The 22,534-nt window shown below is 69.8% G+C and carries 20 protein-coding genes; 10 read left to right on the top strand and 10 right to left on the bottom strand.

Annotated elements, in window-relative coordinates:
• Positions 1–104: 104 nt before the first annotated feature.
• On the top strand, positions 105–2,045 hold the full coding sequence (dxs, locus tag FJ887_RS08775; RefSeq protein WP_137825769.1) for a 1-deoxy-D-xylulose-5-phosphate synthase: 1,941 nt from the start codon (positions 105–107) through the stop codon (positions 2,043–2,045).
• A gap of 9 nt (positions 2,046–2,054) precedes the next feature.
• On the opposite strand, the gene FJ887_RS08770 is transcribed toward dxs, so the two are convergent.
• The 3 genes from FJ887_RS08770 to FJ887_RS08760 are packed head-to-tail and all read right to left on the bottom strand — an operon-like array spanning position 2,055 to position 4,362.
• Positions 2,055–2,582: a P-loop nucleotide/nucleoside kinase family protein gene (locus FJ887_RS08770; protein ID WP_249356786.1), complete on the bottom strand. Its 528-nt coding sequence runs from the start codon at positions 2,580–2,582 to the stop codon at positions 2,055–2,057.
• Complete coding sequence (locus tag FJ887_RS08765; RefSeq protein WP_137825770.1) at positions 2,579–3,751, bottom strand: HRDC domain-containing protein; 1,173 nt, start codon at positions 3,749–3,751, stop codon at positions 2,579–2,581. The genes FJ887_RS08770 and FJ887_RS08765 overlap by 4 nt, the downstream gene beginning before the upstream one ends.
• Positions 3,748–4,362, bottom strand: a complete 615-nt coding sequence (locus tag FJ887_RS08760; protein WP_137825771.1) for a DUF3000 domain-containing protein — start codon at positions 4,360–4,362, stop codon at positions 3,748–3,750. The genes FJ887_RS08765 and FJ887_RS08760 overlap by 4 nt, the downstream gene beginning before the upstream one ends.
• A 135-nt stretch (positions 4,363–4,497) precedes the next feature.
• On the opposite strand from FJ887_RS08760, the gene hemE reads away from it, so the two are divergent.
• From hemE to hemQ, 3 genes are read left to right on the top strand one after another with little or no spacing between them, the layout of a single operon-like run.
• On the top strand, positions 4,498–5,556 hold the full coding sequence (gene hemE / locus FJ887_RS08755; protein WP_137825772.1) for a uroporphyrinogen decarboxylase: 1,059 nt from the start codon (positions 4,498–4,500) through the stop codon (positions 5,554–5,556).
• Positions 5,553–6,977, top strand: a complete 1,425-nt coding sequence (gene hemG, locus FJ887_RS08750) for a protoporphyrinogen oxidase (RefSeq protein ID WP_137825773.1) — start codon at positions 5,553–5,555, stop codon at positions 6,975–6,977. The genes hemE and hemG overlap by 4 nt, the downstream gene beginning before the upstream one ends.
• The gene (gene hemQ / locus FJ887_RS08745; RefSeq protein WP_137825774.1) at positions 6,974–7,684 is read left to right on the top strand and encodes a hydrogen peroxide-dependent heme synthase; all 711 of its coding nucleotides are present in this window, start codon (positions 6,974–6,976) and stop codon (positions 7,682–7,684) included. Before hemG ends, hemQ begins: the two co-directional genes overlap by 4 nt.
• Positions 7,685–7,811: 127 nt before the next feature.
• Here hemQ and FJ887_RS08740 read toward each other — a convergent pair whose 3' ends face one another.
• A complete protein-coding gene (locus FJ887_RS08740) occupies positions 7,812–8,036 on the bottom strand; it encodes a hypothetical protein (RefSeq protein WP_137825775.1) in 225 nt (74 codons plus the stop codon).
• A gap of 113 nt (positions 8,037–8,149) precedes the next feature.
• On the opposite strand from FJ887_RS08740, the gene FJ887_RS08735 reads away from it, so the two are divergent.
• Positions 8,150–8,614 carry a MarR family winged helix-turn-helix transcriptional regulator gene (locus FJ887_RS08735; RefSeq protein ID WP_137825776.1) on the top strand — a complete coding sequence of 155 codons (465 nt, stop codon included), beginning with the start codon at positions 8,150–8,152 and terminating at the stop codon, positions 8,612–8,614.
• 86 nt (positions 8,615–8,700) lie between these two features.
• Here FJ887_RS08735 and FJ887_RS08730 read toward each other — a convergent pair whose 3' ends face one another.
• Together FJ887_RS08730 and msrB are read right to left on the bottom strand one after the other, a co-directional pair.
• The gene (locus FJ887_RS08730) at positions 8,701–9,216 is read right to left on the bottom strand and encodes a GNAT family N-acetyltransferase (RefSeq protein WP_140954944.1); all 516 of its coding nucleotides are present in this window, start codon (positions 9,214–9,216) and stop codon (positions 8,701–8,703) included.
• Positions 9,217–9,645, bottom strand: a complete 429-nt coding sequence (msrB, locus tag FJ887_RS08725; protein ID WP_137825778.1) for a peptide-methionine (R)-S-oxide reductase MsrB — start codon at positions 9,643–9,645, stop codon at positions 9,217–9,219.
• A gap of 146 nt (positions 9,646–9,791) precedes the next feature.
• Between msrB and FJ887_RS08720 the strand changes: the two genes are divergently transcribed.
• Positions 9,792–10,991, top strand: coding sequence for an alpha/beta hydrolase family protein (locus FJ887_RS08720; RefSeq protein WP_137825779.1), 1,200 nt, complete (start codon positions 9,792–9,794; stop codon positions 10,989–10,991).
• A 25-nt stretch (positions 10,992–11,016) separates the two neighbouring features.
• On the opposite strand, the gene FJ887_RS08715 is transcribed toward FJ887_RS08720, so the two are convergent.
• Entirely contained in the window at positions 11,017–13,761 is a 2,745-nt protein-coding gene (locus FJ887_RS08715; protein WP_140954945.1) for a penicillin acylase family protein, read from the bottom strand.
• Between the two features lie 61 nt (positions 13,762–13,822).
• Positions 13,823–14,719: a DUF817 domain-containing protein gene (locus FJ887_RS08710; RefSeq protein WP_137825781.1), complete on the bottom strand. Its 897-nt coding sequence runs from the start codon at positions 14,717–14,719 to the stop codon at positions 13,823–13,825.
• 158 nt (positions 14,720–14,877) lie between these two features.
• Between FJ887_RS08710 and FJ887_RS08705 the strand changes: the two genes are divergently transcribed.
• Positions 14,878–16,662 (top strand): N-acetylmuramoyl-L-alanine amidase, encoded by a 1,785-nt coding sequence (locus FJ887_RS08705; RefSeq protein WP_137825782.1) that lies wholly within the window; start codon positions 14,878–14,880, stop codon positions 16,660–16,662.
• Positions 16,663–16,764: 102 nt separating this feature from the next.
• Positions 16,765–17,490: a Rossmann-fold NAD(P)-binding domain-containing protein gene (locus tag FJ887_RS08700; RefSeq protein ID WP_181365624.1), complete on the top strand. Its 726-nt coding sequence runs from the start codon at positions 16,765–16,767 to the stop codon at positions 17,488–17,490.
• A gap of 217 nt (positions 17,491–17,707) precedes the next feature.
• Here the strand turns inward: FJ887_RS08700 and FJ887_RS08695 are convergent, their stop codons facing one another.
• Both FJ887_RS08695 and FJ887_RS08690 read right to left on the bottom strand, forming a co-directional pair.
• Complete coding sequence (locus FJ887_RS08695) at positions 17,708–18,256, bottom strand: dihydrofolate reductase family protein (RefSeq protein ID WP_137825783.1); 549 nt, start codon at positions 18,254–18,256, stop codon at positions 17,708–17,710.
• Positions 18,257–18,267: 11 nt separating this feature from the next.
• On the bottom strand, positions 18,268–19,104 hold the full coding sequence (locus tag FJ887_RS08690) for a L,D-transpeptidase family protein (RefSeq protein WP_137825784.1): 837 nt from the start codon (positions 19,102–19,104) through the stop codon (positions 18,268–18,270).
• Positions 19,105–19,165: 61 nt separating this feature from the next.
• Between FJ887_RS08690 and FJ887_RS08685 the strand changes: the two genes are divergently transcribed.
• Both FJ887_RS08685 and leuA read left to right on the top strand, forming a co-directional pair.
• On the top strand, positions 19,166–20,350 hold the full coding sequence (locus FJ887_RS08685; protein WP_171007053.1) for a DUF6636 domain-containing protein: 1,185 nt from the start codon (positions 19,166–19,168) through the stop codon (positions 20,348–20,350).
• A 279-nt stretch (positions 20,351–20,629) separates the two neighbouring features.
• A complete protein-coding gene (gene leuA, locus FJ887_RS08680) occupies positions 20,630–22,399 on the top strand; it encodes a 2-isopropylmalate synthase (RefSeq protein WP_137825786.1) in 1,770 nt (589 codons plus the stop codon).
• Positions 22,400–22,534 lie beyond the last annotated feature (135 nt).

The following is a 22,534-nucleotide window of genomic DNA, read 5'->3' as shown; positions in this document are numbered from 1 at the left end:
TGGGTTGCGGCTTGGGAACGCGCTAAAATGTTCCGAGTGGAAACAGCCGTACCCTCGGCGGACGATGAGCATCGTCCGTCGTCACATCCCAAAAGCGAGGCCGCATGACATTCCTGGAGTCGATCGAGAGTCCTGCGGATCTGCGCGGACTCGATGCGGCCGAGTGCGAGGTGCTCGCGAAGGAGATCCGGGACTTCCTCGTCACCACGGTCGCCGGCACGGGAGGCCATCTCGGCCCCAACCTCGGCGTCGTCGAACTCACGATGGGACTGCACCGGGTCTTCGACTCCCCGCGCGACACGATCCTCTTCGACGTCGGCCACCAGACGTACGTCCACAAGCTGCTCACCGGTCGGATGGCCGAGTTCGGCACGCTGCGCCAGCGGCACGGCCTCTCCGGCTACCCGAGCCGGGCCGAGAGCGACCACGACGTCATCGAGAATTCCCACGCCTCGGCGTCCCTGTCGTGGGCCGACGGCATCGCCAAGGCCCACCAGCTCAAGGGGGAGAGCGACCGCCACGTCGTCGCCGTCATCGGCGACGGGGCGCTGACCGGTGGCATGGCCTGGGAGGCACTCAACACGATCGCCGCCGACACCTCGACGCCGCCGCGCAAACTCGTCATCGTCGTCAACGACAACGGACGCTCCTACGCCCCGACCGTCGGCGGCTTCGCCGCCCACCTCGACGACCTGCGGACGATGACGAGCTACGAGAAGCTCCTCTCGTGGGGCAAGTCGACCCTCCAGCAGTCCGGTGCACCCGGCCGCGCCGCCTACTCCGCGATCCACGGCGTCAAGCGCGGCCTCAAGGACATGGTCAGCGCCGAGCAGACGGGCATGTTCGACGAACTCGGCATCAAATACCTCGGCCCCGTCGACGGGCACGACCTCGCCGCCGTCGAGAAGGCCCTGGCCCGCGCCAAGCAGTACGAGGGCGGACCCGTCATCGTCCACATGATCACGCAGAAGGGCCAGGGCTACGACCCCGCCGTCAACGACGACGCCGACCAGTTCCACTCCGTCGGGGTCATCGACCCCGTGACGGGACGGTCGACCCCGTCGAAGCAGACCTCGTGGACCTCCGTCTTCGGTGACGAGGTCCTCGAGATCGCCCGCGACCGCGACGACGTCGTCGCCGTCACCGCCGCGATGCTCCTGCCGGTCGGGCTCGCGAAGTTCGCCGAAGCCTACCCCGAGCGCGTCTTCGACGTCGGAATCGCCGAACAGCACGCCGTCACCTCGGCGGCGGGACTCGCGTACGGCGGGCTCCACCCGATCGTCTGCATCTACGCGACGTTCCTCAACCGCGCCTTCGACCAGATCCTCATGGACGTCGCCCTCCACGGGCAGGGCGTGACCTTCGTCCTCGACCGGGCCGGCATCACCGGACCCGACGGGGCGAGCCACCACGGGGTGTGGGACATGGCGATGCTGCGCATCGTCCCCGGCCTCCGGCTCGCCGCCCCCCGCGACGGCGCCCGGCTGACCGAGGAGCTGCGCGAAGCCGTCGCCGTCTCCGACGCGCCCACCGTCATCCGCTTCCCCCGCGGCAGCGTCGGCGCCGACGTGCCCGCGGTGCGCCGGACCACAGGCGGCGTCGACATCCTCCGCGAGATCCCCGAGGGCGAGCCCAAGGACGTCCTCATCGTCTCCGTCGGCCCCTTCGCCTCCCGCGCCCATGAGGTCGCCGAGGCGCTGGCCGCCGAGGGCATCACCGCGACGATCATCGACCCCCGCTGGGTCCTGCCGGTGCCCACTGACGTCATCGACCTCGCGATGGAGCACTCCCAGGTCGCCGTCATCGAGGACGGGGTGCGCCTCGGCGGCATCGGCTCCCGCATCCGCAGCGACCTGCGGGCCGCGGACTCCCGGATCGGCGTCGTCGAACTCGGGGCTCCGGACGAATTCCTGCCGCAGGGCACCCGCGACGAGATCCTCGAATACGTCGGCCTCGACGTCGATTCGATGGTCGCCGAGATCGTCAACATCCTCCCCGCCGAGGTGCGCAGCCGGGCAGAACGGGGCACCCGCCGAGGCGCGTGAGCCGAACCGCTAGACCTCGGTGAGAGCGCTAGGCCACTTCCGGGCGATCCAGTCGCCCCAGTCGGCTGCGGCCTGCGGTCCGAAATCGCCGGCGGTCTCGGCCTGGGTGGGCTCCTCGAGCAGGGTCCGCCACTCATCGAGCGCGTCCTGCGTGACCGGCCACGCGGTGCTGTCGCTCCTGCCGCGCTCGGCGACGCGGGCCGCCTGCTGGGCGGGATCGATGGCGAGGTACTCGGTGCGGGCACGGGCCCCGACGGTGCCGGCGAGCCAGCTCAGCGCGATCCGCTCGTCACGGGTCCACAGTCCGAAGTCGAGGACGACGGAGGCCCCGGCGCGGAGGATCTCGACGGCCGTGGCGATGAGTCGGCCTTCGACGACGGTGCGCATTCCGTCGGCCTCCGGGTCGTCGAAGAGCGGTCGCATCCACTCATCGGGGGTCAGCCGCACCGCCGGCAGCGCCGTCGCGAGCTCCTTGGCCCGAGTCGTCTTCCCCGCCCCGACCTGCCCGACCATGAGGACGAGTTCGGGTGCGCTCACGGCAGCGGGAGCGCGGCGAGCGCCGCGGACAGCGCGGGAGTCGTCAGCTCGACCTGCCACGGCCGTGCCCCGCGCTCGGTGAGGAACTCCTCGACGTCGGTGCGGCCCGAGGCCGCGAGCGACTTGACGATCGCAGGCTGGAGGAGCACCTCATGGGGCATCGTCTGTGCCGCGGCCACCTCGGCGACAGCGGTGCGCAGGGCGGCGGTGCGCTCCTTGAGCTCCGTGTGGCTGAACGGCGAACGCGGCTGGCTGCTACGCTCCCGCTTCGGCGGCAGCTCCTCCGGGGTCAGCTGTCCGGCCTTGCGCAGCGCGCGGAAGAGCCGGACGGACTCCGTGCGGGAGAGCCTGGGCCAGCGGTCGAGGATGTCATCGCTCGAACGCACCCGCGCTCGTGCGAGATCGATGAGCTCACGGTCGCGGAGCACCTTCGACGGGGCGAGATCGGTCTCGGCGGCCATCGCGTCCCTGGCCTCCCAGAGGGCGCGCACCTTCGCCAGCTCCGCACGGGACCCCAGCTTCGCGACTCCGCTCGTGCGCCGCCACGGCTCGGCGTGGACCTTGGGCTCGAACGACAGCAGGTGCGCGAACTCCTGCTGCGCGAACTCCCATTTGCCCGCCTGCCGCAGCTCCTCGGCGAGGATGTCGCGGATCGGCACGAGGACTTCGACGTCGAGGGCGGCGTAGTTGAGCCACTCCTCCGGCAGGGGCCGCGTCGACCAGTCCGCCGCGGAGTGCTCCTTGGCCAACCGGATCCCGAGGGTGGCCTCGGCGACCGCGGCGAGGCCGAACTTCTCCCACCCGAGGAGGCGCGCGGCGAGCTCGGTGTCGAAGAGGGCGGCGGGCACCATGCCGCGCTCCTGGAGGCACGGCAGGTCCTGGGTGACGGAGTGGATGACCCACTCATCGGAGCCGAGCGCGGGGTTGAGCGGGGAGAGGTCGCCGAGGACCTCGGAGTCGAGGAGGAACGTGCCCGCACCCTCGCGGCGCAGCTGGACGAGGAACGCGCGCTGGCCGTAGCGGATGCCCGAGGCGCGTTCGGCGTCGATGGCGATCGGCCCGGTCACCGCTGACAGCGCGGTCACGGCATCGGCGAGTCCGGCGGGGGTGTCGGTGAGCGGGGGGACCCCGTGGGCAGGGGCGGTCAGGAGCGGTGGTTCGGTAGTCATCGACGGCGCCCGGGCAGGGCTGATACTCCTTCAGGCAGAGGCGGCAGTCCGGCGACTGTGCACAGCAGATCGATCCAGGCCTCGAGGTGGTTGCCGATCTCATCGGGACTGTCGATGATCGGGGTCCACGAGGCGCGCAGCTCCAAGTCTATCGTCGCCGGCCGCGTCGCCAGGGTGCCGAAGCTCTCCGAGAGCACCCGCGTCGTCGTCCCGCCCGCCGCGACGACCTCGCAGTCATTGGATTCGAGCGCGTCCTCGAGCCATGACCAGGCGACATGGCCGAGCATCGTCTCATTGCCGAGTTCGTGTTCGAGCTCCGCCCGGATGTAGGACACGATCCGGAACCTGCCTTCCCACTCGGCGGGGGACTCGGGATCGAAGAGGACGACGATGCGTCCGGTCGCGAGCTCCTCGATGGACTCTCCGCTCGCGGAGAGGAAGGTCTCATCGGCGGTGACCTCGGCGCCGAGGGCGTACGAGTACGGCGCGAGCTTCGCCGGCGCGGGGATCTCCGAGATCGAGACGTTGTTCGTGTTCCGCGCTTCGCGCAGGACCGATGTCACGGCGGAGAACTCCGCCGGAATGCGGTTGAGAGGTGAGGTGTTGACCACACTGGTCACGATAGAACAGCGGATGCTGTGGGGGAATCATCCACGCCGCACAGCGGGCGAAGAATCCGCAAGACGCGCCGTCTTGAAACCGTTTCCGGTTGGGCGCGCGGGCACCGGGAATGGGAGGATGGGGCCATGACCTCAACCTTGCTCGCCGCTCTCCGGGGAGAGCCTGTCGACCACACCCCCGTCTGGTTCATGCGTCAGGCCGGGCGGTCGCTGCCCGAGTACCGTGAGCTGCGCCAGGGCACCTCGATGCTCGCCTCGTGCCGCGACCCGGAGCTCGTCACGGAGATCACCCTGCAGCCGGTGCGCCGGCACGGAGTCGACGCCGCGATCTTCTTCTCCGACATCGTCGTGCCGCTCCAGGCCGCCGGGGTCGATGTCGAGATCGTCGCCGGGCGCGGGCCCGTCCTCGCCTCGCCGATCCGCTCGCGCGCCGATGTCGAGGCGCTGCCGGAGCTCGATCCGGCCGACATCCCCGACATCGCCGAGTCGATCGGGCGCATCACCGCCGAACTCGGGGAGGCGACGCCGCTCATCGGGTTCGCCGGCGCCCCCTTCACCCTCGCGAGCTATCTCATCGAGGGCGGGCCGAGCAAGAACCATGAGAAGACGAAGTCGCTGATGATCTCCGATCCCGACACGTTCTCCCTGCTGCTGGCGAAGCTCGCCCGGATCTCCGCGACGTTCATCGACGTCCAGCTGTCCGCCGGAGCCCGGGCCTTCCAGCTCTTCGACTCGTGGGCGGGCTACCTCAGCCGCCGCGACTACGTCGACCACGTCCTCGAGCACTCGACCGCGGTGTTCTCCGCCCTTGCCGCCCACGACGTCCCGAGCATCCACTTCGGCGTCCAGACCGGTGAGCTGCTCTCCTCGATGGCCGAGGCCGGGTCGAATGCGATGGGCGTCGACTTCCGCGTCGACCTCGCCGACGCCGCGACCCGGGTGCGTCCCGGACAGGCCCTCCAGGGCAACCTCGACCCGGCGCTGCTCTTCGCCCCGTGGGAGGCGCTGGCCCCCCGGATCGCCGACATCGTCCGCGCCGGCCTCGCCCATGATGCGGGCTTCGTCTTCAACCTCGGGCACGGCGTCCTGCCCGACACCGACCCGGAGGTGCCCGGTCGGATCGTCGCCGAGGTGCACCGCCTCTCGCAGCAGCTCATCGCCGAGGAGGCGGCAGGCACCCGATGAGCAGGATGACGATCGTCGGCGGGGGCATCTCCGGGCTCGCCGTCGCTCACCGCCTCGCCGTCTCACACGAGGTCACCGTGCTCGAAGCCGGCGACCGCCTCGGCGGATGCCTGAAGTCGACGACGCTCGGCGGTCACGTCGGGGTCGGTCTCGACCTCGGCGCCGAGGCGAGCCTCGTCCGCCGTCCCGAGACCCGGGAGCTCGCCGCCGAACTCGGCCTCGACCTCGAGTTCCCCTCGCCTCACCACTCCTCGCAGGTGCTCGCCGCCGGTCGCCTCCAGGCGATCCCGAAGCGCACGGTCATGGGCGTGCCCGGTGACCCCGAGGTCGTCCGCGATCTCCTCGGCGACGCCGCCACCGCGCGCATCGCGGCCGAAGTGCTCACCCCCGCGCTCGCCGACTCCGACACCTCGGTGGGGGAGTTCCTCGCCGCCCGCCTCGGCGACGACCTCGTCGACACGCTCGTCGATCCGCTGCTCAGCGGGGTCTATGCCGGCCGGTGCCGCGATCTGTCGCTGGCCGCCACGGTGCCCGCGCTCCTGCCTGCGGTCGCCGAGGGCACCTCGGTGCTCGATCTCGTCACCGCCCTGCTCAGCGCCCGCGATGACCAGGCCGCGGCGTCCGACGCCGCGCCGGTGTTCATGTCCCTCGTCGGCGGCATCAGCCGTCTCATCCCCGCCCTCGAGTCGGCGATCACGGCGGCCGGCGGGCAGATCCGCACGAACTCCCCGGTCACTGCCGTGCAGCGGCGCGACGACGGAACCTGGACGCTGACGACCCCGGAGGGTGAGGACACCGCCGACACCGTCGTCTTCGCCACGCCCGCCCCGGTCACGGCCGGACTGCTCGCCGAGGCGGCCCCCGGTCCCGCCCGCCGGCTCCGTGCGGTGCCCTACGCCTCGACCGCGCTCGTCGTCGCCCTCCTCGACCTCGGCGACGGACCGCTGACGGGCTCGGGATTCCTCGTCCCGGCGACGGCGGACACGTTCATCAAGGCCTCGACGTTCGCGTCGAACAAATGGCCGTGGCTGGCCGAGCGCCTCCCCGAGGGCACCGCGCTCATCCGGATGAGCGTCGGACGCTTCGGCGACGCCCCCGGCACATGGCAGGAGCTTGACGACACGGCGCTGCGCGACCGCGCCTTCGCCGACTGGCAGGAGATCACCGGACGCACCGGCGACCGGATCATCGTCAGCCAGGTGCAGCGCTGGGACGATGCGCTGCCGCAGTACCTGCCGGGCCACCTCGGCGCGATGGCGGACCTCGACGCCGAGATCGAGTCGATCCCCGGCCTCGAACTCGTCGGCTCGGCGTACGCCGGAGTCGGCATCCCCGCCTGCCTCGCCCGCGCTGAGACCGTCGCGCAGAGGCTGAGCCGGCCAGCAGACCACCACCCAACCGAGACGAAGGAGACGCTGTGAGCGACTACACGCAACCCACCGAGGAACAGATCGAGCAGGCCAACCAGGAGATCCGCTACATCGCGTACTCGGTCTTCGCCGCCGCCGGTGAGCTCGGCGATGCCGACCGGGCGCCGCTGGCCGCCGAGGTCGACGAGGCGCTCGCCCCGCTCATCGACCAGGGACTCGTCGTCCGCGGCGTCTACGACGTCTCCGCCCTGCGCGCCGACGCCGACGTCATGTTCTGGTACCACGCCCCGACGATCGAACTCATCCAGGCCGCGTACTCGGCGATCCGCCGGACCCTGCTCGGCGGGATCCTCGAACCCGTGTGGTCGGTCGTCGGACTCCACCGTCCCGCCGAGTTCAACAAGGCCCACCTGCCCGCCCTCCTCACCGACGATCAGCCCGGCTCCTACATCTGCGTCTACCCGTTCGTCCGGTCCTACGACTGGTACCTCCTCGACCCGGGCGAGCGGTCGACGATGCTGCGCGACCACGGGATCGCGGCGGCCGGCTACAAGGACATCAAGGCGAACACGATCTCGGCCTTCGCCCTCGGCGACTACGAATGGCTGCTCTCCTTCGAGGCCGAGGAGCTCCACCGCATCGTCGACCTCATGCGCGACCTGCGCAACACCGAGGCCAGGCGGCACGTGCGCGAGGAGATCCCGTTCTACACGGGCCCGCGCCGCAGCCTCGTCGACATCATCACCGACTGGCGCTGAGCACCGCAGATGCACATGAGGCCGACACTCTCACGGAGTGTCGGCCTCAAGCGCGTCGGTGGATCTGTGTGTGGGAGCAGGCTGGGAACAGCGTCCGGCGGCGCCGGACGTGCGGGGGAGACGGGCCTCAGTCGGCGGTCGGCGGCTGCGGAGTCTTCGCGACGACGTAGGAGTGGCCGGCGGCGTCGGTGCGCATCTCGAGGCCGAGGGCGTCGAGGCGTTCGTGGCGCAGGTGCTCGTCCTCGAAGTAGCCGCCGGGGCGCGAGCTGTCGACCTGCGCGGGTCCGACGATGCGGCGGAAGAAGGAATTGAGCCAGGCGACGCGGCGCTGGGGATCGTGGTACTCGGTCATGGAGGTCCTCCTCGACGGAATCGCACCGGGACCGTCCCGGTGCGAGGCGACGAAACTGATAACTCAATAGTACACTGAATATTAGTGCACTAACTAATCGTGGGAGGACACTCATGGACCTGGATGATCCGCTGGCTCTCGAGAGCCAGATCTGCTTCGCACTCGCCGTCGCCTCACGCGGGGTGATCTCCGCGTACCGGTCGGTGCTCGAGCCGCTGCGCCTCACCCACCCGCAGTACCTCGTCATGCTCGCCCTCTGGCAGCACGGCAGCCTGCCGGTCCGGCGCATCGCAGAACTGCTCCGCCTCGAACCGGCGACGGTCTCACCGCTGATCAAGCGGCTCGAGGCCCTCGACTACGTCACGCGTGCGCGCAGCGCCAGCGACGAGCGCGTCGTCGAGGTCACGCTCACCCCGACCGGTGCCGATCTGCGCCGGGCAGCCGAGGCGATTCCCGGCCAGATGATGGCCAAGCTCGACATCGACGAGGCGGGGGTGCGCGATCTCCATGCGACGATGACCCGGATCATCGCCGCCGTCGACGCCTCGAACGTCAGCGATTCCTCACCGGCCTCGTAGACCTCCGGGCCGGGGCCCGGGCCCCGGCCGGTGATCGAGCCTCAGGGCCCCGGCCTGGTCGACCCCGGACCTCAGGCGACAGGCGCTCAGTCGGCCGGGGTCGCGGTCCGCCCCATCGGCGTGTGCTCGATGCCGTCCTCGTCGAAGCGAGGACCGTTCGGGGCGAAGCCGAACCCGGTGTAGAACCCCTCGAGGTGGGACTGGGCGTTGAGCGTGAGCGGCAGGTGCGCGAACTCGGCGACCACCTCGGCGATGAGGCGCCTGCCCCATCCCTGACCGCGGGCAGCCGGATCCGTGACGACCCGGCCGATGCTGCGGGCTCCCGGCACCGCGGCCGGCCCGTCTGCGAAGCCCTCCGGGAGGATACGGGCATACGCGCGCGGCATCAGGCTCACGCCGGCCTCGGCGCCGTGGGAGTCGGGGATCGTTCCGCCGTCTCCGGGATGGAACGCATGGAGCGTGCCCGGCAGGGTGTCGACCCCGTCGAGGTCGAGGAAGACGCAGTCCTGCTCGACGACGAAGACCTGGGAGCGCAGCTGGAGGATGCCGTAGAGCTCGGCCGTCGTCAGCTCCGCGAACGGCTTGATGACAAGCTCGCTCACTTACGCATCCTGCGTGTCCTCGTTGAGCCGCAGCGAGATCGAGTTGATGCAGTAGCGCTGATCGGTGGGGGTGTCGTAGCCCTCACCGGAGAACACGTGACCCAAGTGGGAGTCGCAGTTCGCGCAGCGGACCTCGATGCGCTCCATGCCCATCGAGGTGTCCCTGATGTAGCGGACCCGGTCCTCGGCGAGCGGAGCGTAGAACGAGGGCCACCCGCAGTGCGAGGCGAACTTCGTGTCCGAGGGGAACAGGTCGGCCCCGCACGCCCGACACTGGTACATGCCCACCGTCGTCGTGTCGTTGTACTCGCCGGTGAACGGACGCTCGGTGGCGCCCTGGCGGAGGACGGCGAACTCCTCCGGGGTGAGCACGTCCTGCCAGCGGACCTCCTCGGTGCCGTCGGCGGCGGGGGTGGGAGTGTGGCTCATGGTGACCTCCGGTCTCATTGCTCGGTGCGGTGGTGTCCATTGTCCCACCACCGGGACGGTGCGGGCCCGACGCTGCGGCGTCCACGACTCGTCCATGAGGTCAACAGCGTTTGGAGAGATCTCATTCCGTGGGAGAGAATGACACCATGGCACGCGACTCTCAGTTCCCCACACGCCTGCTGCTCGCCGCAGTCGGCGTCGGCGCCGGCATCGGCGCTGTGATCTCAGTGGCTTCCTCGGGACTCGCCGCGTACTTCGCCCGTCGCATCGTCGTTCCCGAGAACGCCCCCGAAGAGCTCGACATCCTCCACATCGACGGCTTCTCCCCGAACATGCGCATCCACCTCCCGGCCGACGAGGAGACGACGGTGCCGGGCCTCTACGGCCTCTATTTCAACCAGGGTGCCGGACATGCGGTGATCGGCGACATCGTCGAATACGATCCGCGCTCGCGCACCGTCTCCCGCGAGGTCGTCAGCGTGACCAAGGGCGATATACGCCGCGCCCGGCATGGCCGCTGGACTGGCGTCGTCTACCCGGACCCGCTCGCGGCGGGAGTGAAGTTCGAGGACATCGACCTCGATTCCGACGCCGGGACGCTGCCGGCCTGGTACCTGCCCACCGACCACCCCGAACCCCGCGACACGTGGGCGATCCTCATCCACGGGCGCGCGAGCACCCGCGCCGAGGGCCTGCGGGCGGCCCCCGTGCTCAACACGCTCGGCGTGCCGGCGATCGCGATGTCCTACCGCAACGACGCCGAGGTGCGCATCGAGTCCTCCTCGCGCTACGGCCTCGGCGACACCGAGTGGATCGACGTCGACGCCGCGATCGACTTCGCGCTCGCCCACGGAGCCCGCAACGTCGTCCTCTTCGGCTGGTCGATGGGCGGGGCGATCGCGTTCCAGGCGGCCTCGCGCGGACGCAACCGCGAGCACATCGCCGCCCTCGTCCTCGACGGACCCGTCGTCGACTGGATCAACGTCCTCGACGGCCAGGCGAAGAAGAACATGCTCCCGACCCCGGTCGCGAAGCTCACGCTCGAGATGATCACGCAGCCGTGGGCGCGCCCCATCACCGGCCTCGAGACCCCGCTCGACCTCGGGCGGATGGACTGGGTGACCCGGGCCGCGGAGCTCGATGTGCCCGTCCTCCTCATCCACTCCGACGACGACGAGTTCGTTCCGTCCTCACCCTCCCATGCCCTCGCCTCGGTCCGCCGCGACCTCGTGACGATGCCCCCGTACGTCAAGGCCCGGCACACGAAGGAATGGAACGTCGACCCCGTGCGCTGGGAGGACGATGTCGCGAACTTCCTCGAGACGAAGGTCCTCCCACGCGACTGAGGGCCCGGCACGGTGCCGGTGCCCGTCACGGCGTGAGGACGAGCGTGTCCTCCGCGGCTGCGGCCACCGCTTGCGGTGAGTACGCCCACGGTCGGGTCCGATTCGCCGCCCAGTCCTCCGTCTGATCGGCGTAGTTCGGGTTGAACGCATGACCCGAGGCGCCGGTGAGGTTGATCCACCGCGAGCGGTCGAAGTCCCCGACGTCGATGATCTGCCGCATCGACGGCACCCAGTCCGTCTCGAAGCCGACCGCGGCGTCCCATCCGGTGGCGTTGACGACGCCCGAGCCGCCGGAGACCTCGAAGGGCCCGCGGTTGAAGAGCTTCTCCACCGCGGTGATCCCGGATTCGCCGAGGCTCGCGTTCCTGATCGTCAGTTCGTGGAGGGTGCCCCACCGCCAGGTCACCGGTTCGGGACCGAGCAGGTCGGCCGTCCGGGTCCACGACGACCTGAGCGCCCGGGTGAGCGCTTCGTCCCGACCGGTGACTTCGGCGTCCGTCCACCACGGCGACTGCGGTTCGGTGAGCAGATCGTCGATGACGAGGTACCAGCGGCTGCCCCCGGAGGGACGGACCTCCGGGGGCAGCTTGGGGGCGAACACCTCGGCGAGGATCGTCGAGACGACGACGTTGAAGTACGCGGCTGCCGCACTGTCCGCGGCGTCGCGGCCGTCCCAGGTCCGCAGCATCTCCTGGGCGGCCTCGATGTCGGGGTCCCCGTTCGCGTCGAGCGCGAGCAGCCGGGGCACGAGCGTATCGGCGAGGGGATTGAGATCATCGCCCTGGATCGCCGCGAAGTCATCGGCGCTCACCGGACCCGCCGCGATCGCCTCGGTGAGGAGATCGGTGATCCGGGTCGCCCGGTCCCCGTCGTCGTAGTCGTCGCCGAGGCGCTCGGATTCGCCCGGCCGGGTGACGGGGTTGTTCGCGGTGACGATCCACCCGCGCTCAGGGTTGAGGGCCGAGGGCAGCTCGTCGAAGTCGATCCAGCCCTGCCAGTCCTGGCCTGAGTCCCATCCCTGGCGGGGGAGCATGCCGTCGGCGGTGCCGCGGCGGGGGATCTTCCCCGGCGCCTGGTAGCCGATGTTGCCCTCGACGTCGGCGTAGACGAGGTTCTGGGAGGGCACGTCGAAGAGTTCGGCGGCGGCCCGGAACTCCTCCCAGTTCGTCGCCCTGTTGAGCGCGAAGATCGCCGAGGCGGTGCGACCGGGGGTGAGCGCCGTCCATTCGAGGGCGAGCTGGTAGCGGGCACCGGCCAGCCCGCTGTTCGCCGTCGGGGAGGTCGAGTCGAGGACCGTGCGATACGTGTCGTCGAGACTGGAGACGATCGGGCCGTGTTTCGTCTCCCAGACCGTCATCGTCCGCGGCTCCTCCTTCGCGATCCGAATCGTCTCCTGCCGCGTGACGACGCGTTCCCTCTCGTCGTCGTAGATCGCGTCGGCGTCATCGATCTTCTCGACGACGAGGTCCGTGACATCGGGGCCGAGGTTCGTCATGCCCCACGCGATCGACTGATTGTGCCCGATGACGACCCCGGGCAGGCCCGAGAACGAGAACCCCGAGACGTCGAACGGACATGCGGGCGTGACCTGGGAGCACCGCAGCCCGACCTGGTACCAGACCGAGGGCATCGCCGGCGACAGGTGCGGATCGTTGGCGAGCAGAGGCGCGCCCGTGTCCGTGAGCGCACCGGAGACCACCCACGAGTTCGAGCCGATGTCGCGGCTGTTCATCCCCAGCAGGCCCGGGATCTCCCGCAGTCGGGCATCGAGTTCGCCGAGGCTCTCCGGCAGGGTGCCGTCGGATACGGGACCGGTGGCGGGTCCGCTGCCCGGAGTGAGGGATCCACCGGCCTGCGGGGAGCCGTCGTCCCCCGCCGAGGTGGTGGCGGGATCCCCGTCATTCCCCTCCGAGGTTGCGGCGGGGTCGTCGCTGGAGTCTGTGGTCCCGCCGGTCGCGGACTGGCCCTCGGGTGGATCGTCGGCGGGGGCCGGCGGGGCGTCACCGGGTGGGCCGTCGATGATCGTCGGTCGTTCGTCGTAGGGATAGTCGGGGTAGATGTCGGCCATCTGCTCCTCGGTGAGCGCCGCACTGGTGATCGCCCGGTCGATCTCGTCCTCGAGGTTCGACCGCAGATCCCACGCCATCGCCTTGAGCCAGGCGACGCTGTCGGCCGGCGTCCACTCCTCGATCTCGATCGGTCCGGCCTGGAGGCCGAGGATCCCGTATTCGAGGGAGACCTCGGTGGGGGAGCGGTCCTTGAGGTAGGCGTTGACACCCTCGGCGTAGGCCTCGTAATAGCCGAGCGTCGTCTCATCGAGCTGGGCGACCTCCTCCTCGGCGACCTTGCGCCAGCCGAGGGTGCGGATGAAGGCGTCCGTGCTGTACTGCGAGGGGCCGAAGTACTCCGAGAGCCGCCCCGCGGTGACCTTGCGTCGGAAGTCCATCTCCCAGAACCGGTCCTGGGCGTGGACGAAGCCCTGGGCGAGGAAGAGGTCGTGCGCGGTCGAGGCCTCGATCATCGGGATGCCGCTGCCGTCCCGGGTCACGGTGACCTGCGCATCGAGACCCGGCAGGCTGATCTCACCGTCAGTCGTGGGGAAGGAGCGGCGGACGACGACGATGCCGAGGAGAACGGCGAGGAGGACGAGGACGACGAGACCGGCGACGACGCGGAGGACGATTCTCCTGCTCAGATGGAGATAGGTGCCCGAGGGCGGGCGCATGGCCGATTCGAGTGCGCTCGGCGCGTCCGGTTCCGCGGCAGCCATGAAGTCCCCTTCGACGTCGTTGGTCCCGAGTATAGGTGCTTCACAGGGCCGGCGGCGGTGCTCAGGGGCGGTCGGCGGCGGAACCGCGGTGTGTCGTCGCCTCCGGAGGTCGGGGCGGGTAGACGAACGTGACGAGGACGACGGAGATCATCATGAGGAGGAACCACGCGACGAGCTTCGTCACGGGCACGAGCTCCCAGCCCTCGGCCTGCGAGGGGTAGAGCCACGCGCCGGCCGCGGTGCCGATGTTCTCCGCGATCCAGATGAAGAACGCGACGAGGACGAAGGCGAGGAGGATCGGCATGCGCAGGGTGCGGGTGTGGACGCGGAAGTGCATGACGCAGCGGAGGTAGACGATGACGGTGGCCGCGACGAGGAACAGGCGGATATCGATGACGAAGTGGTGGGCGAAGAAGTTGACGTAGATCGCTGCCGCGATGACCGCGGTGATCCACCTCGGCGGGTAGTGGCTGAACCGGAGATCGAAGAGCCGGTACACGCGGACGATGTAGGAGCCGACGGCCGCGTACATGAACCCCGTGAACAGCGGCACCGCGCCGATGTGGAGGATGCCGCCGGGGGCGTAGTTCCAGGAGCCGACCGCCGTCTTGAAGAGCTCCATGACCGTGCCGACGATGTGGAAGAGGACGATGACGAGGAACTCGCGACCGGTCTCGAGGCGGAAGGCGAGCATCCCGATCTGGATGAGCACGGCGATGATGACGAGGACGTCGTTGCGGGCGACCGGCGCATCGGCGGGATACCACCACGAGGTGAGGATGATGGCGGCGAGCATGAGCGCCCCGAAGAGACACGCCCAGGCCTGCTTGATCCCGAAGGCGAGGAACTCCCGCAGACCGGCGGGGACACGGGTGAGCCAGCGGTTCGCGACGGTGTCGAGGAGCGCTTCGAGCCGCGTGAGCTCGCGGCTGCGCTGAGGGTCGCTGGGCTGGGGCATGGAGATCTCTCACGGATCGGGCGGGAGGGGACCACAGAAGCCTACCGCGCGGTCATTTCGGGCAGCGAACCTGCGCGGAATCGGTGTGAGAGGGTTCACAAGTGACTCTCAGCTGAGGTATCGTCGCAGCCGTGACCGAGCGAGGAAGCAGGACGCCCATGAGAGCTCTCTCCCTGACCGTGACCGCCGTGACCACCACCCTCATCGCCGCCTCGATCGGCGTGCCGGCGCTCGCCGCCGAGACCTCCGAACCCGGGCTCGGGTCCGCGCCGTCGAGCAGCGCCCCGTCGCCCAGTGCCCCGGCAGGCGGCGAGGACGACTCCGCGCCATCGCCGGACACCACGTCCTCGCCGTCCTCAGCGCCCGCCTCGGCGCCGGATGCGTCGTCCCCGGACTCCTCCACCGGCTCCACGGCCGGCGGGGGAACGGCCGTCGACACGTACTCCGCCGCCGTCGGCGACGTCGAGCGGATCGCCCTCGACCCCGCCGAGGTGACGATCCTCGGTGCCCGCTGGAACGGCGAGGACCCCGGACTCGAGTTCCGCTCGGAGACGAACGGCACCTGGACTGGTTGGGAGGACCTGCCGGCCGCAGACGACCCGGGCCCCGATGAGTCCTCACCGGAGGCCGCGCAGTCGACCGACGCGGCTGGGGAGTCCGAGGCCGTTCCCGTCCTCGACTCGACTGCGGTCGAGGTCCGCGCCTCCGCCGCCGGTGCGGCGACGACGGACCTGACGATCACGACTGCCGCGACCCCGGTCACCGACGCCGACGAGTCGCTGGCGCAGCGACCCGATCTGGGATCGCCGTCGGGCCTGTCCCCGCAGAAGTACAACGAGGGGCTCAAGGCCAACATCATCACCCGCGCCGAATGGGGTGCCGATGAGAGCCTCGTGCGCTGCCAGTCGGATCAGACCTCGAGTGCGAAGGGCGTCTTCGTCCACCACACTGCCGGGTCGAACTCGTACTCCGAGGCCGAGGCGCCGGGCATCATCCGCGGCTACCTCGCTTACCACACGCAGTCGCGGGGCTGGTGCGACATCGGCTACAACTTCCTCGTCGACCGGTTCGGCAACATCTACGAAGGCCGGGCCGGCAGCATCGACAAGGCGATCACCGGGGCGCACGCGTCCGGGTTCAACTCCTCGACGATCGGGGTGAGCGTGCTCGGCACGTACACGGGATCGGCGCCGAGCTCGGCCGCGCAGAAGGCCGTCGAGCGGGTCATCGCGTGGAAGGCGAACACGTACGGATTCTCCCCGACCGGGTCGATGACCCTGACCTCCGGCGGAGGCGGGACGTCGAAGTACCCGGCAGGGCAGAAGGTCACGCTCAAGACCGTCTCCGGGCATCGGGACACGAGCTACACGGACTGTCCGGGCGGCGCGTTCTACTCCCGGCTCGGGGCGATGAGAACGAATGCCGCCGCCCTCCAGGACGACCTCGGCTACTCCGTCGGCGGGGCGATCGGGTCGTACTACCGCGCCAACAAGGCCGCCACCGGCGAGCCCACGGGTCCCGAGCGGTCCCTGTCGAATCCCGACGGGGCGTACCAGTTCTTCGAGAAGGGCGTCGTCTACTGGTCGAAGTCGACCGGTGCCCACCTCAACAAGGGCGGCATCCGCTCCGCGTACGCGGCGCTGCAGTACGAGAAGGGGCTTCTCGGGTTCCCCACGACCGACGAGGTGACGTTCAGGTACCGTGCCGACGCCGTCTACCAGGGGTTCGAGCACGGCATCATCACGTACTCGCAGGCGACGAAGGGTCAGCCGCTCAGCTACGGGATGCTGAGCAAGTGGAAGGAGCTCGGGTGGGAGCGCAGCCGGCTCGGTCTGCCGACGACCGGCGAGTTCTCCTCCGGCGGCAAGACCCGCCAGAACTTCGAAGGCGGGTACATGACGTTCACCGCGAGCGAGGGCGTGCGCGTCTTCTACTCGAACTGAGCGGACGCACGGTCGTCTCGGTGCCGGGGTCGCTGCGCGGTCGCGCCTGGGCGGTGATGTCTGCGCAGCCGTCTCGGCGCTCCGGGGTCGTAGACTGAGCCGATGCGCATCCTCCTCTTCGGTGCCTCCGGCTGGATCGGCACGCATCTGTCCGCCCACCTCGGCGCTGAGCACGAGATCATCGGCGTCGTCCGCTCGCTGCCCGAGGGTCCCGTCGCCTACACCCCGCTCGTGTGCCCGGACTGGGTCGACCATCCCGAGACCGTCAAGGCGGGCCTGGCCGACCTCGGCGCCGAGGTCGACGCTGCGGTCGCCGCGATCGGCGGCTGGTCCGTCGGTGACCCGGTGCTCGCCCGGGGGCTGACCGCGTTCGACGCGGTTTATGCCTCTCATCTGCGCGGACACTTCACCGCTGCGGGGATCTCGGCCGATCTGGGCGTGGGCACGCATCTCGCCCTCAACGGGGTCGCGAGCATCGAGGCGCTGAGCGGATCCGGGGCGATCAGCGTCTTCGGCGCCGCCCAGTCGATGCTCATCCGCGTCGCCGACGCCGAGACCGCCGACGTCCGCTTCCGGGAGCTGACGATCCTCGCCCCCGTCTCCGGTGATGACCGCAACGACCTCACTGGGGGAGTGGAGACGATCGACATCGCCGAGGTGAGCGCCGCCGCGGCAGCGATCCTCGAGCGTGGCGAGATCGCCTCCGTCGAGTCCGGGCGCAGGGAATCTCCGGGCGGCGTGGATTCGTCGGGCGGCGAAGGCTCTCCGGGCGGCGCGGATTCGTCGGGCGACGAGGAGATCGTCACCTTTCTCTCACCGGGACGGTGATCGGATGCCCGGTCGCGGGCCGACGGCCTCGGCGAGGGCGGGCCGGGAGACCGCCTCGGCGCAGTCATCCACCGGATGCGCGACCACCTCGGCGGAGTCACCCGGACGACTCCTCACCACCTCCGCGGGGACGCGAACGGACTCCTGACCGCTTCTGCGGGGACGCGAATGGACTCCTGACCGCCTCGGCGCAGTCACACGCGCGACGACGCCGAGGTCACGCGCGCACGTAGCGGATGATGACCTGGTCGTCGCGCTGTTCGACGCCGCGGACACGCAGCGGGATGTCGGCGTCGAGGGCGGAGAAGTGCGTGCCGGGATCCTTGAGGTAGCGCGGGGAGATGCTCAGGTGGAGCTCGACGCCCGGACCGTGGTCGAGGAGACGGTAGGCGAGGTTGGGGCCGGCCTCGCAGAGGAGCATGTCCCCGGTCGTCTCGAGTCCGGCGATCACCTCGGGCAGGGTCTCGGGGGTGAAGTGGACGGCACGGTAGTCGAGGCCGCGCTCGGCGAGCTGCTCAGAGAGGACCGCGGCGTCGGATTCCGTGAGCACATAGACGGGGGTGTGCTCGAGCACCTTGCCGGGCGCGTTGATCATCGGCAGCTGCGGATTGAGCGCCGTGCGGCGATCGATGAGGATCGCCCCGGCCCGCCTCCGCAGACCGATGAAGTAGGTGAAGTCCGTGGGCGTCGACACCCCCGTCGACCACCCGTCCTGGGCATACGCGCCGTTGATCGACTGCACGAGGGAGATGATGACCTCTCGCATGCGCTCGCCTCCTATTTCGCCAGTTCTGCGACCGGACCCATCGCGATCCGCGGATGCGCCTGCGGGTCGAGGTTCTCCAGCAGCCACACGAGGTCGTCCTTCTTCAGGGTGACGCAGCCGTTCGTCCCCGAATCGTGGTCGAGGTGGAGCCAGATCCCGCCACCGCGCTCCTTGCCCAGCGGACGCGTGCGGTCGGTCGGGGGAGTGCCGGGTGTGCGGTTGTAGTCGATGGCGATGACGTAGTCGAAGACCCGTGCGTACTCGGGTCCGTACGCGATGCTCGCCGAGGCGGAGAGGCCCTTGTCCCGCGTGTACGGCAGCTTGGTGCCGGGGTTCTTCGCATAGCCGCCGGCATCGCTGAGGGTGAAGACGCCGATCGGGCTCGTCTGATCGCCTTCGCGGCGGTCGGCCAGCCATCCCGCCGACCCGTTGTGCGTGGCGAAGGTCTTCACTGTCTCCCACTCGTCGCCGGTGCGCTGGTAGACGCGCATCTCCCCGGACTCGGAGTCCGCGTCCGGGCTCGAGACGACGAGCGCCTGAGTCGTCTCGGCCGGGATCTGAGCCGAGGTCTCCGGTCCGAGTCCCGGCAGTGCCGGAGCCGGGTCCTGTCCGGAAGCCGCCCCGTCCTGTTCGCGGGCTTGTTCGCCGGATTGTTCGCCGGTCTTCGTCGCCGAGGCGGTCCCGGGTTCGAGCTGGACCGGAACGGCGAAGTCACCGGTCGGACCCTGCTGCGCGGGTGCCGCGATCGTGCGGTCGGGGGAGTCGTCTGCGGGCCCGCACGACGCCAGGGAGACGGTGACGGCGAGTCCGACGAGGCCCGCGCCTGCGCGGGTGCGACGACTGAACATGAGGTCATCCTCTCACGAACCTGAAAAGGGGGAGGCCGGGGGCTGTGAGAAAATGGCGTTCATGAGTATTCCACCCGTGCCGAATCATCCTCCGCGCCCCGGGCGCCGGAAACCGGCCGAGGAGTCTCCGGATTCGATCACCACGCAGCTCTTCATCGGCCAGGACAAGTCGCCGCAGGCCGACGGCTCGACGCAGGCGCTCAGCGCCGAGGAGATCGACCGGCTGAAGTCGATGGTCTCCGCCGATGGCGCCGCGGCGACCGAGGTCCTCAGCCTCGAGGAGCTCCGCGCCATCGCGGCCGCCGAAGGCGGCGACCCGGAGATCGATGAGCCCGCAGCGGCACCCCGGAAGGTCAACTCCTCGGACCTCGCCGAGGCCGAGGCCGCGGCGGCACCCCGCCAGTGGAACCCGCAGGGCACCCCGCACTACGGCGGGGCCGAAGGAGTGTCCCGCCCCGCCGAGGGCTTCGGCGCCGCGGCGCCCGGCCAGTTCTCTCCACAGGTGAGCGGGCAGGGGCATCCCGGGCAGCCTGGACAACAGGGTCGCCCGCACAGCGGGACTCCGGCACCGGCCGGAGCCGCTTACGCCGCGGGATATCAGAACGGCGGCTACCCGGGCCCCGGTGGACCGACCGGACCGGGGGGACCCGGCGGGGCCGGATCCGCGGGCGGTCCGGGCGGACCGTACCGGCGCGAACCGGAGACGGCGAAAGTCCCTGCCTGGCTGTGGGTGCTCGCTTCGATCGCCCTCGTGCTCGCCATCGGGATCGTCGGCTACATCGTCTGGGATTCGATGCAGAGCACGGAGGAGACCGCCTCGGCGCCGAACTCACCCTCCCTCCAGCCCACACCCGAGCCGACGGAGAGCCAGGGGTCGGAGACCTCGAGCCCGCCGGCGGCCGTCGAGACGTTCGCATCACCGTCGGGCAACATCGAATGCACGATCGACGCCGACCGGGCGCGGTGCGTCATCGCCTCGTTCGACTACACGCCCCCGGAGAAGCCCGAAGACTGTCAGATGGACAACTGGGGCTCCGTCGTCGTCGCCAACGGCGAGGGCGCGGGCTTTTCGTGCCGGGAGGCCCCGGCGAACTCTGGTCCGGCGCGCGTGCTCGGCTACGGTGAGTCGATCTCCGCCTCGGGGATGACGTGCACCTCGGCCGAGGACGGCATGACGTGCACCGCCGACGACACGGGCGTCGGCTTCACGATGCGACGGGCCTCGGTCGACTTCCTCGGCGACTGAGCGCACCGCTGTCGCGACTGAGCGCCCTGCCTCGGCGGGGTGGGGCCACGTCTCGGTGGGATCGGGCCACGCCTCGGTGGGGTGGGCTCCGCCGTCCGTGACCGCCCGGTACCCGTCTTGAGATGTGGACATCGTGTCCGCCTGCGGCTCATCACGGTCTACGGTGGAGGCGTGGCTCACAGGTTCCTCCTCCTTCCGTGCCGCGACGAGTCCTGATTCGGACAGCGCCCTCGTCGCGGAGGCTCTCATGCTGTAAACCCCGACGACAGATGATGAGGAATGATGAACCTGCAGCAGCCGACCCCCATGCCATTCACGAAGTACAAGTCGTTCCAGGATCGGATCGTGCTCGACATGCACGATCGCACCTGGCCTGACCAGGTCATCCGGAAGGCCCCGCGCTGGCTGAGCACCGACCTGCGCGACGGCAACCAGGCGCTCATCGACCCGATGACCCCCGACCGCAAGCGGCGGATGTTCGATCTCCTCGTCAAGCTCGGCTTCAAGGAGATCGAGGTGGGCTTCCCCGCCGCCAGCCAGGTCGACTTCGACTTCGTGCGCTCGATCATCGAGGACGACGCGATCCCCGACGACGTGCGCATCTCCGTGCTCACGCAGGCCCGGGAGGATCTCATCGAACGGACCGTCGAGTCCCTCGTCGGGGCGAAGATGCCGACCGTCCACCTCTACAACGCGACAGCCCCCGTCTTCCGCAAGGTCGTCTTCGGGTTCGACGGAGACGGCTTCGACCAGACCCGCGACATCGCCCTCCAGGGCACGCAGGCGGTGATGAAGCACGCCGAGACGCTGCTGTCGGGCTCGGACTTCGGGTACCAGTACTCGCCGGAGATCTTCGTCGACACCGAACCGGAGTTCGCGCTCGACATCGTCGGCAGCGTCCTCGACATGTGGCAGCCCGGCGCGGGGCGCGAAACCGTCGTCAACCTCCCCGCCACCGTCGAGCGCGGCACCCCGAACACGTATGCGGACCAGATCGAATGGTTCTGCCGCAACATGCCCTACCGCGACGAGGTGGCCGTCTCCCTCCACCCGCACAACGACCGCGGCACCGGCGTCGCCGCCGCCGAACTCGGCATCATGGCCGGGGCCGACCGGATCGAGGGCTGCCTCTTCGGCAACGGTGAGCGCACTGGCAACCTCGACCTCGTCACCGTCGCCCTCAACCTCTACACGCAGGGCGTCGACCCCGAACTCGACTTCTCCGACATCGACGAGGTCATCCACACCGTCACCGAATGCAACCAGATCGGCGTCCACGAGCGCCACCCCTACGGCGGGGACCTCGTGTTCACCTCGTTCTCCGGGTCACATCAGGATGCGATCAACAAGGCCTTCGCCGACCGGGAGCGCAACGCCAAGGCCGACGGCGTGCCCGTCGACCTCATGGAATGGGACATGCCCTACCTGCCTGTCGACCCGAAGGACCTGGGACGCTCGTACGAGGCGATCATCCGCGTCAACTCGCAGTCGGGAAAGGGCGGAGTGACGTACCTCCTCAAGAGCGAGTACGGTCTCGATCTGCCGCGCCGCATGCAGGTCGAGTTCTCCAAGGCCGTCCAGCAGCACACTGAAGCCGGCGGTGAGGTCACCGCCGAGGAGATCCGCCGCATCTTCAACCACGAATACCTGCCGAGCGACGACCCCGACTCCACGTGGGGTCGCTTCCAGATCGTGGGCCTGCGGACCGAATCCGGTGCCGTCGATGACACGAGCGCCTCCGAGCGCATCGAGGTCGACCTCATCGTCGACGGTCAGGAGCGGACCTACGAAGGCCGCGGCAAGGGCCCGATCGACGCCCTCGTCCGCGTCCTCAACGACAACTTCGACATCGATATGCGCCTCCAGGACTACACGGAGCACGCGATCGGCTCGGGCGCGGACACGATGGCCGCCGCCTATGTCGAACTCGCCATCGAGGACCGGGTGCGCTGGGGTGCGGGTCTCCACCCGAACATCACGAAGGCCTCGCTCAAGGCCGTCATCTCCGCGGTCAACCGCGCCGCGCGCGACGCCGAGTCCGACCGCTGACCGGTTGACCGTCCGTCGGCCGCGTGACCGTCCGCCGGCCGGCGTGGCCGGTCGGCGGGGCGTGGCCGGGCTGCGGGGCGAGGCCGGCCAGTGTGGCCGGGCTGCGCCGCTCGCATTCGGCCGGGCCACCTCGGG

Origin of the sequence: Brevibacterium sp. XM4083 (genome assembly GCF_006489205.2) — a bacterium.
Classification (GTDB): domain Bacteria; phylum Actinomycetota; class Actinomycetes; order Actinomycetales; family Brevibacteriaceae; genus Brevibacterium.
Note: the sequence above shows the minus strand (reverse complement) of the source record. Positions and strands in the feature narration are given on the sequence as shown.

Bases quoted from the DNA above. Each gene is read 5' to 3' on its own strand.
- hemE (WP_137825772.1), top strand. From the start codon at position 4,498: ATGACCTCAACCTTGCTCGCCGCTCTCCGGGGAGAGCCTGTCGACCAC.
- FJ887_RS08705 (WP_137825782.1), top strand. From the start codon at position 14,878: ATGAGAGCTCTCTCCCTGACCGTGACCGCCGTGACCACCACCCTCATC.
- FJ887_RS08685 (WP_171007053.1), top strand. From the start codon at position 19,166: ATGAGTATTCCACCCGTGCCGAATCATCCTCCGCGCCCCGGGCGCCGG.
- FJ887_RS08735 (WP_137825776.1), top strand. From the start codon at position 8,150: ATGGACCTGGATGATCCGCTGGCTCTCGAGAGCCAGATCTGCTTCGCA.
- FJ887_RS08740 (WP_137825775.1), bottom strand. From the start codon at position 8,036: ATGACCGAGTACCACGATCCCCAGCGCCGCGTCGCCTGGCTCAATTCC.
- FJ887_RS08695 (WP_137825783.1), bottom strand. From the start codon at position 18,256: ATGCGAGAGGTCATCATCTCCCTCGTGCAGTCGATCAACGGCGCGTAT.
- FJ887_RS08765 (WP_137825770.1), bottom strand. From the start codon at position 3,751: ATGACTACCGAACCACCGCTCCTGACCGCCCCTGCCCACGGGGTCCCC.
- FJ887_RS08700 (WP_181365624.1), top strand. From the start codon at position 16,765: ATGCGCATCCTCCTCTTCGGTGCCTCCGGCTGGATCGGCACGCATCTG.
- FJ887_RS08715 (WP_140954945.1), bottom strand. From the start codon at position 13,761: ATGGCTGCCGCGGAACCGGACGCGCCGAGCGCACTCGAATCGGCCATG.
- FJ887_RS08710 (WP_137825781.1), bottom strand. From the start codon at position 14,719: ATGCCCCAGCCCAGCGACCCTCAGCGCAGCCGCGAGCTCACGCGGCTC.
- hemG (WP_137825773.1), top strand. From the start codon at position 5,553: ATGAGCAGGATGACGATCGTCGGCGGGGGCATCTCCGGGCTCGCCGTC.
- dxs (WP_137825769.1), top strand. From the start codon at position 105: ATGACATTCCTGGAGTCGATCGAGAGTCCTGCGGATCTGCGCGGACTC.
- FJ887_RS08720 (WP_137825779.1), top strand. From the start codon at position 9,792: ATGGCACGCGACTCTCAGTTCCCCACACGCCTGCTGCTCGCCGCAGTC.
- msrB (WP_137825778.1), bottom strand. From the start codon at position 9,645: ATGAGCCACACTCCCACCCCCGCCGCCGACGGCACCGAGGAGGTCCGC.
- leuA (WP_137825786.1), top strand. From the start codon at position 20,630: ATGATGAACCTGCAGCAGCCGACCCCCATGCCATTCACGAAGTACAAG.
- FJ887_RS08690 (WP_137825784.1), bottom strand. From the start codon at position 19,104: ATGTTCAGTCGTCGCACCCGCGCAGGCGCGGGCCTCGTCGGACTCGCC.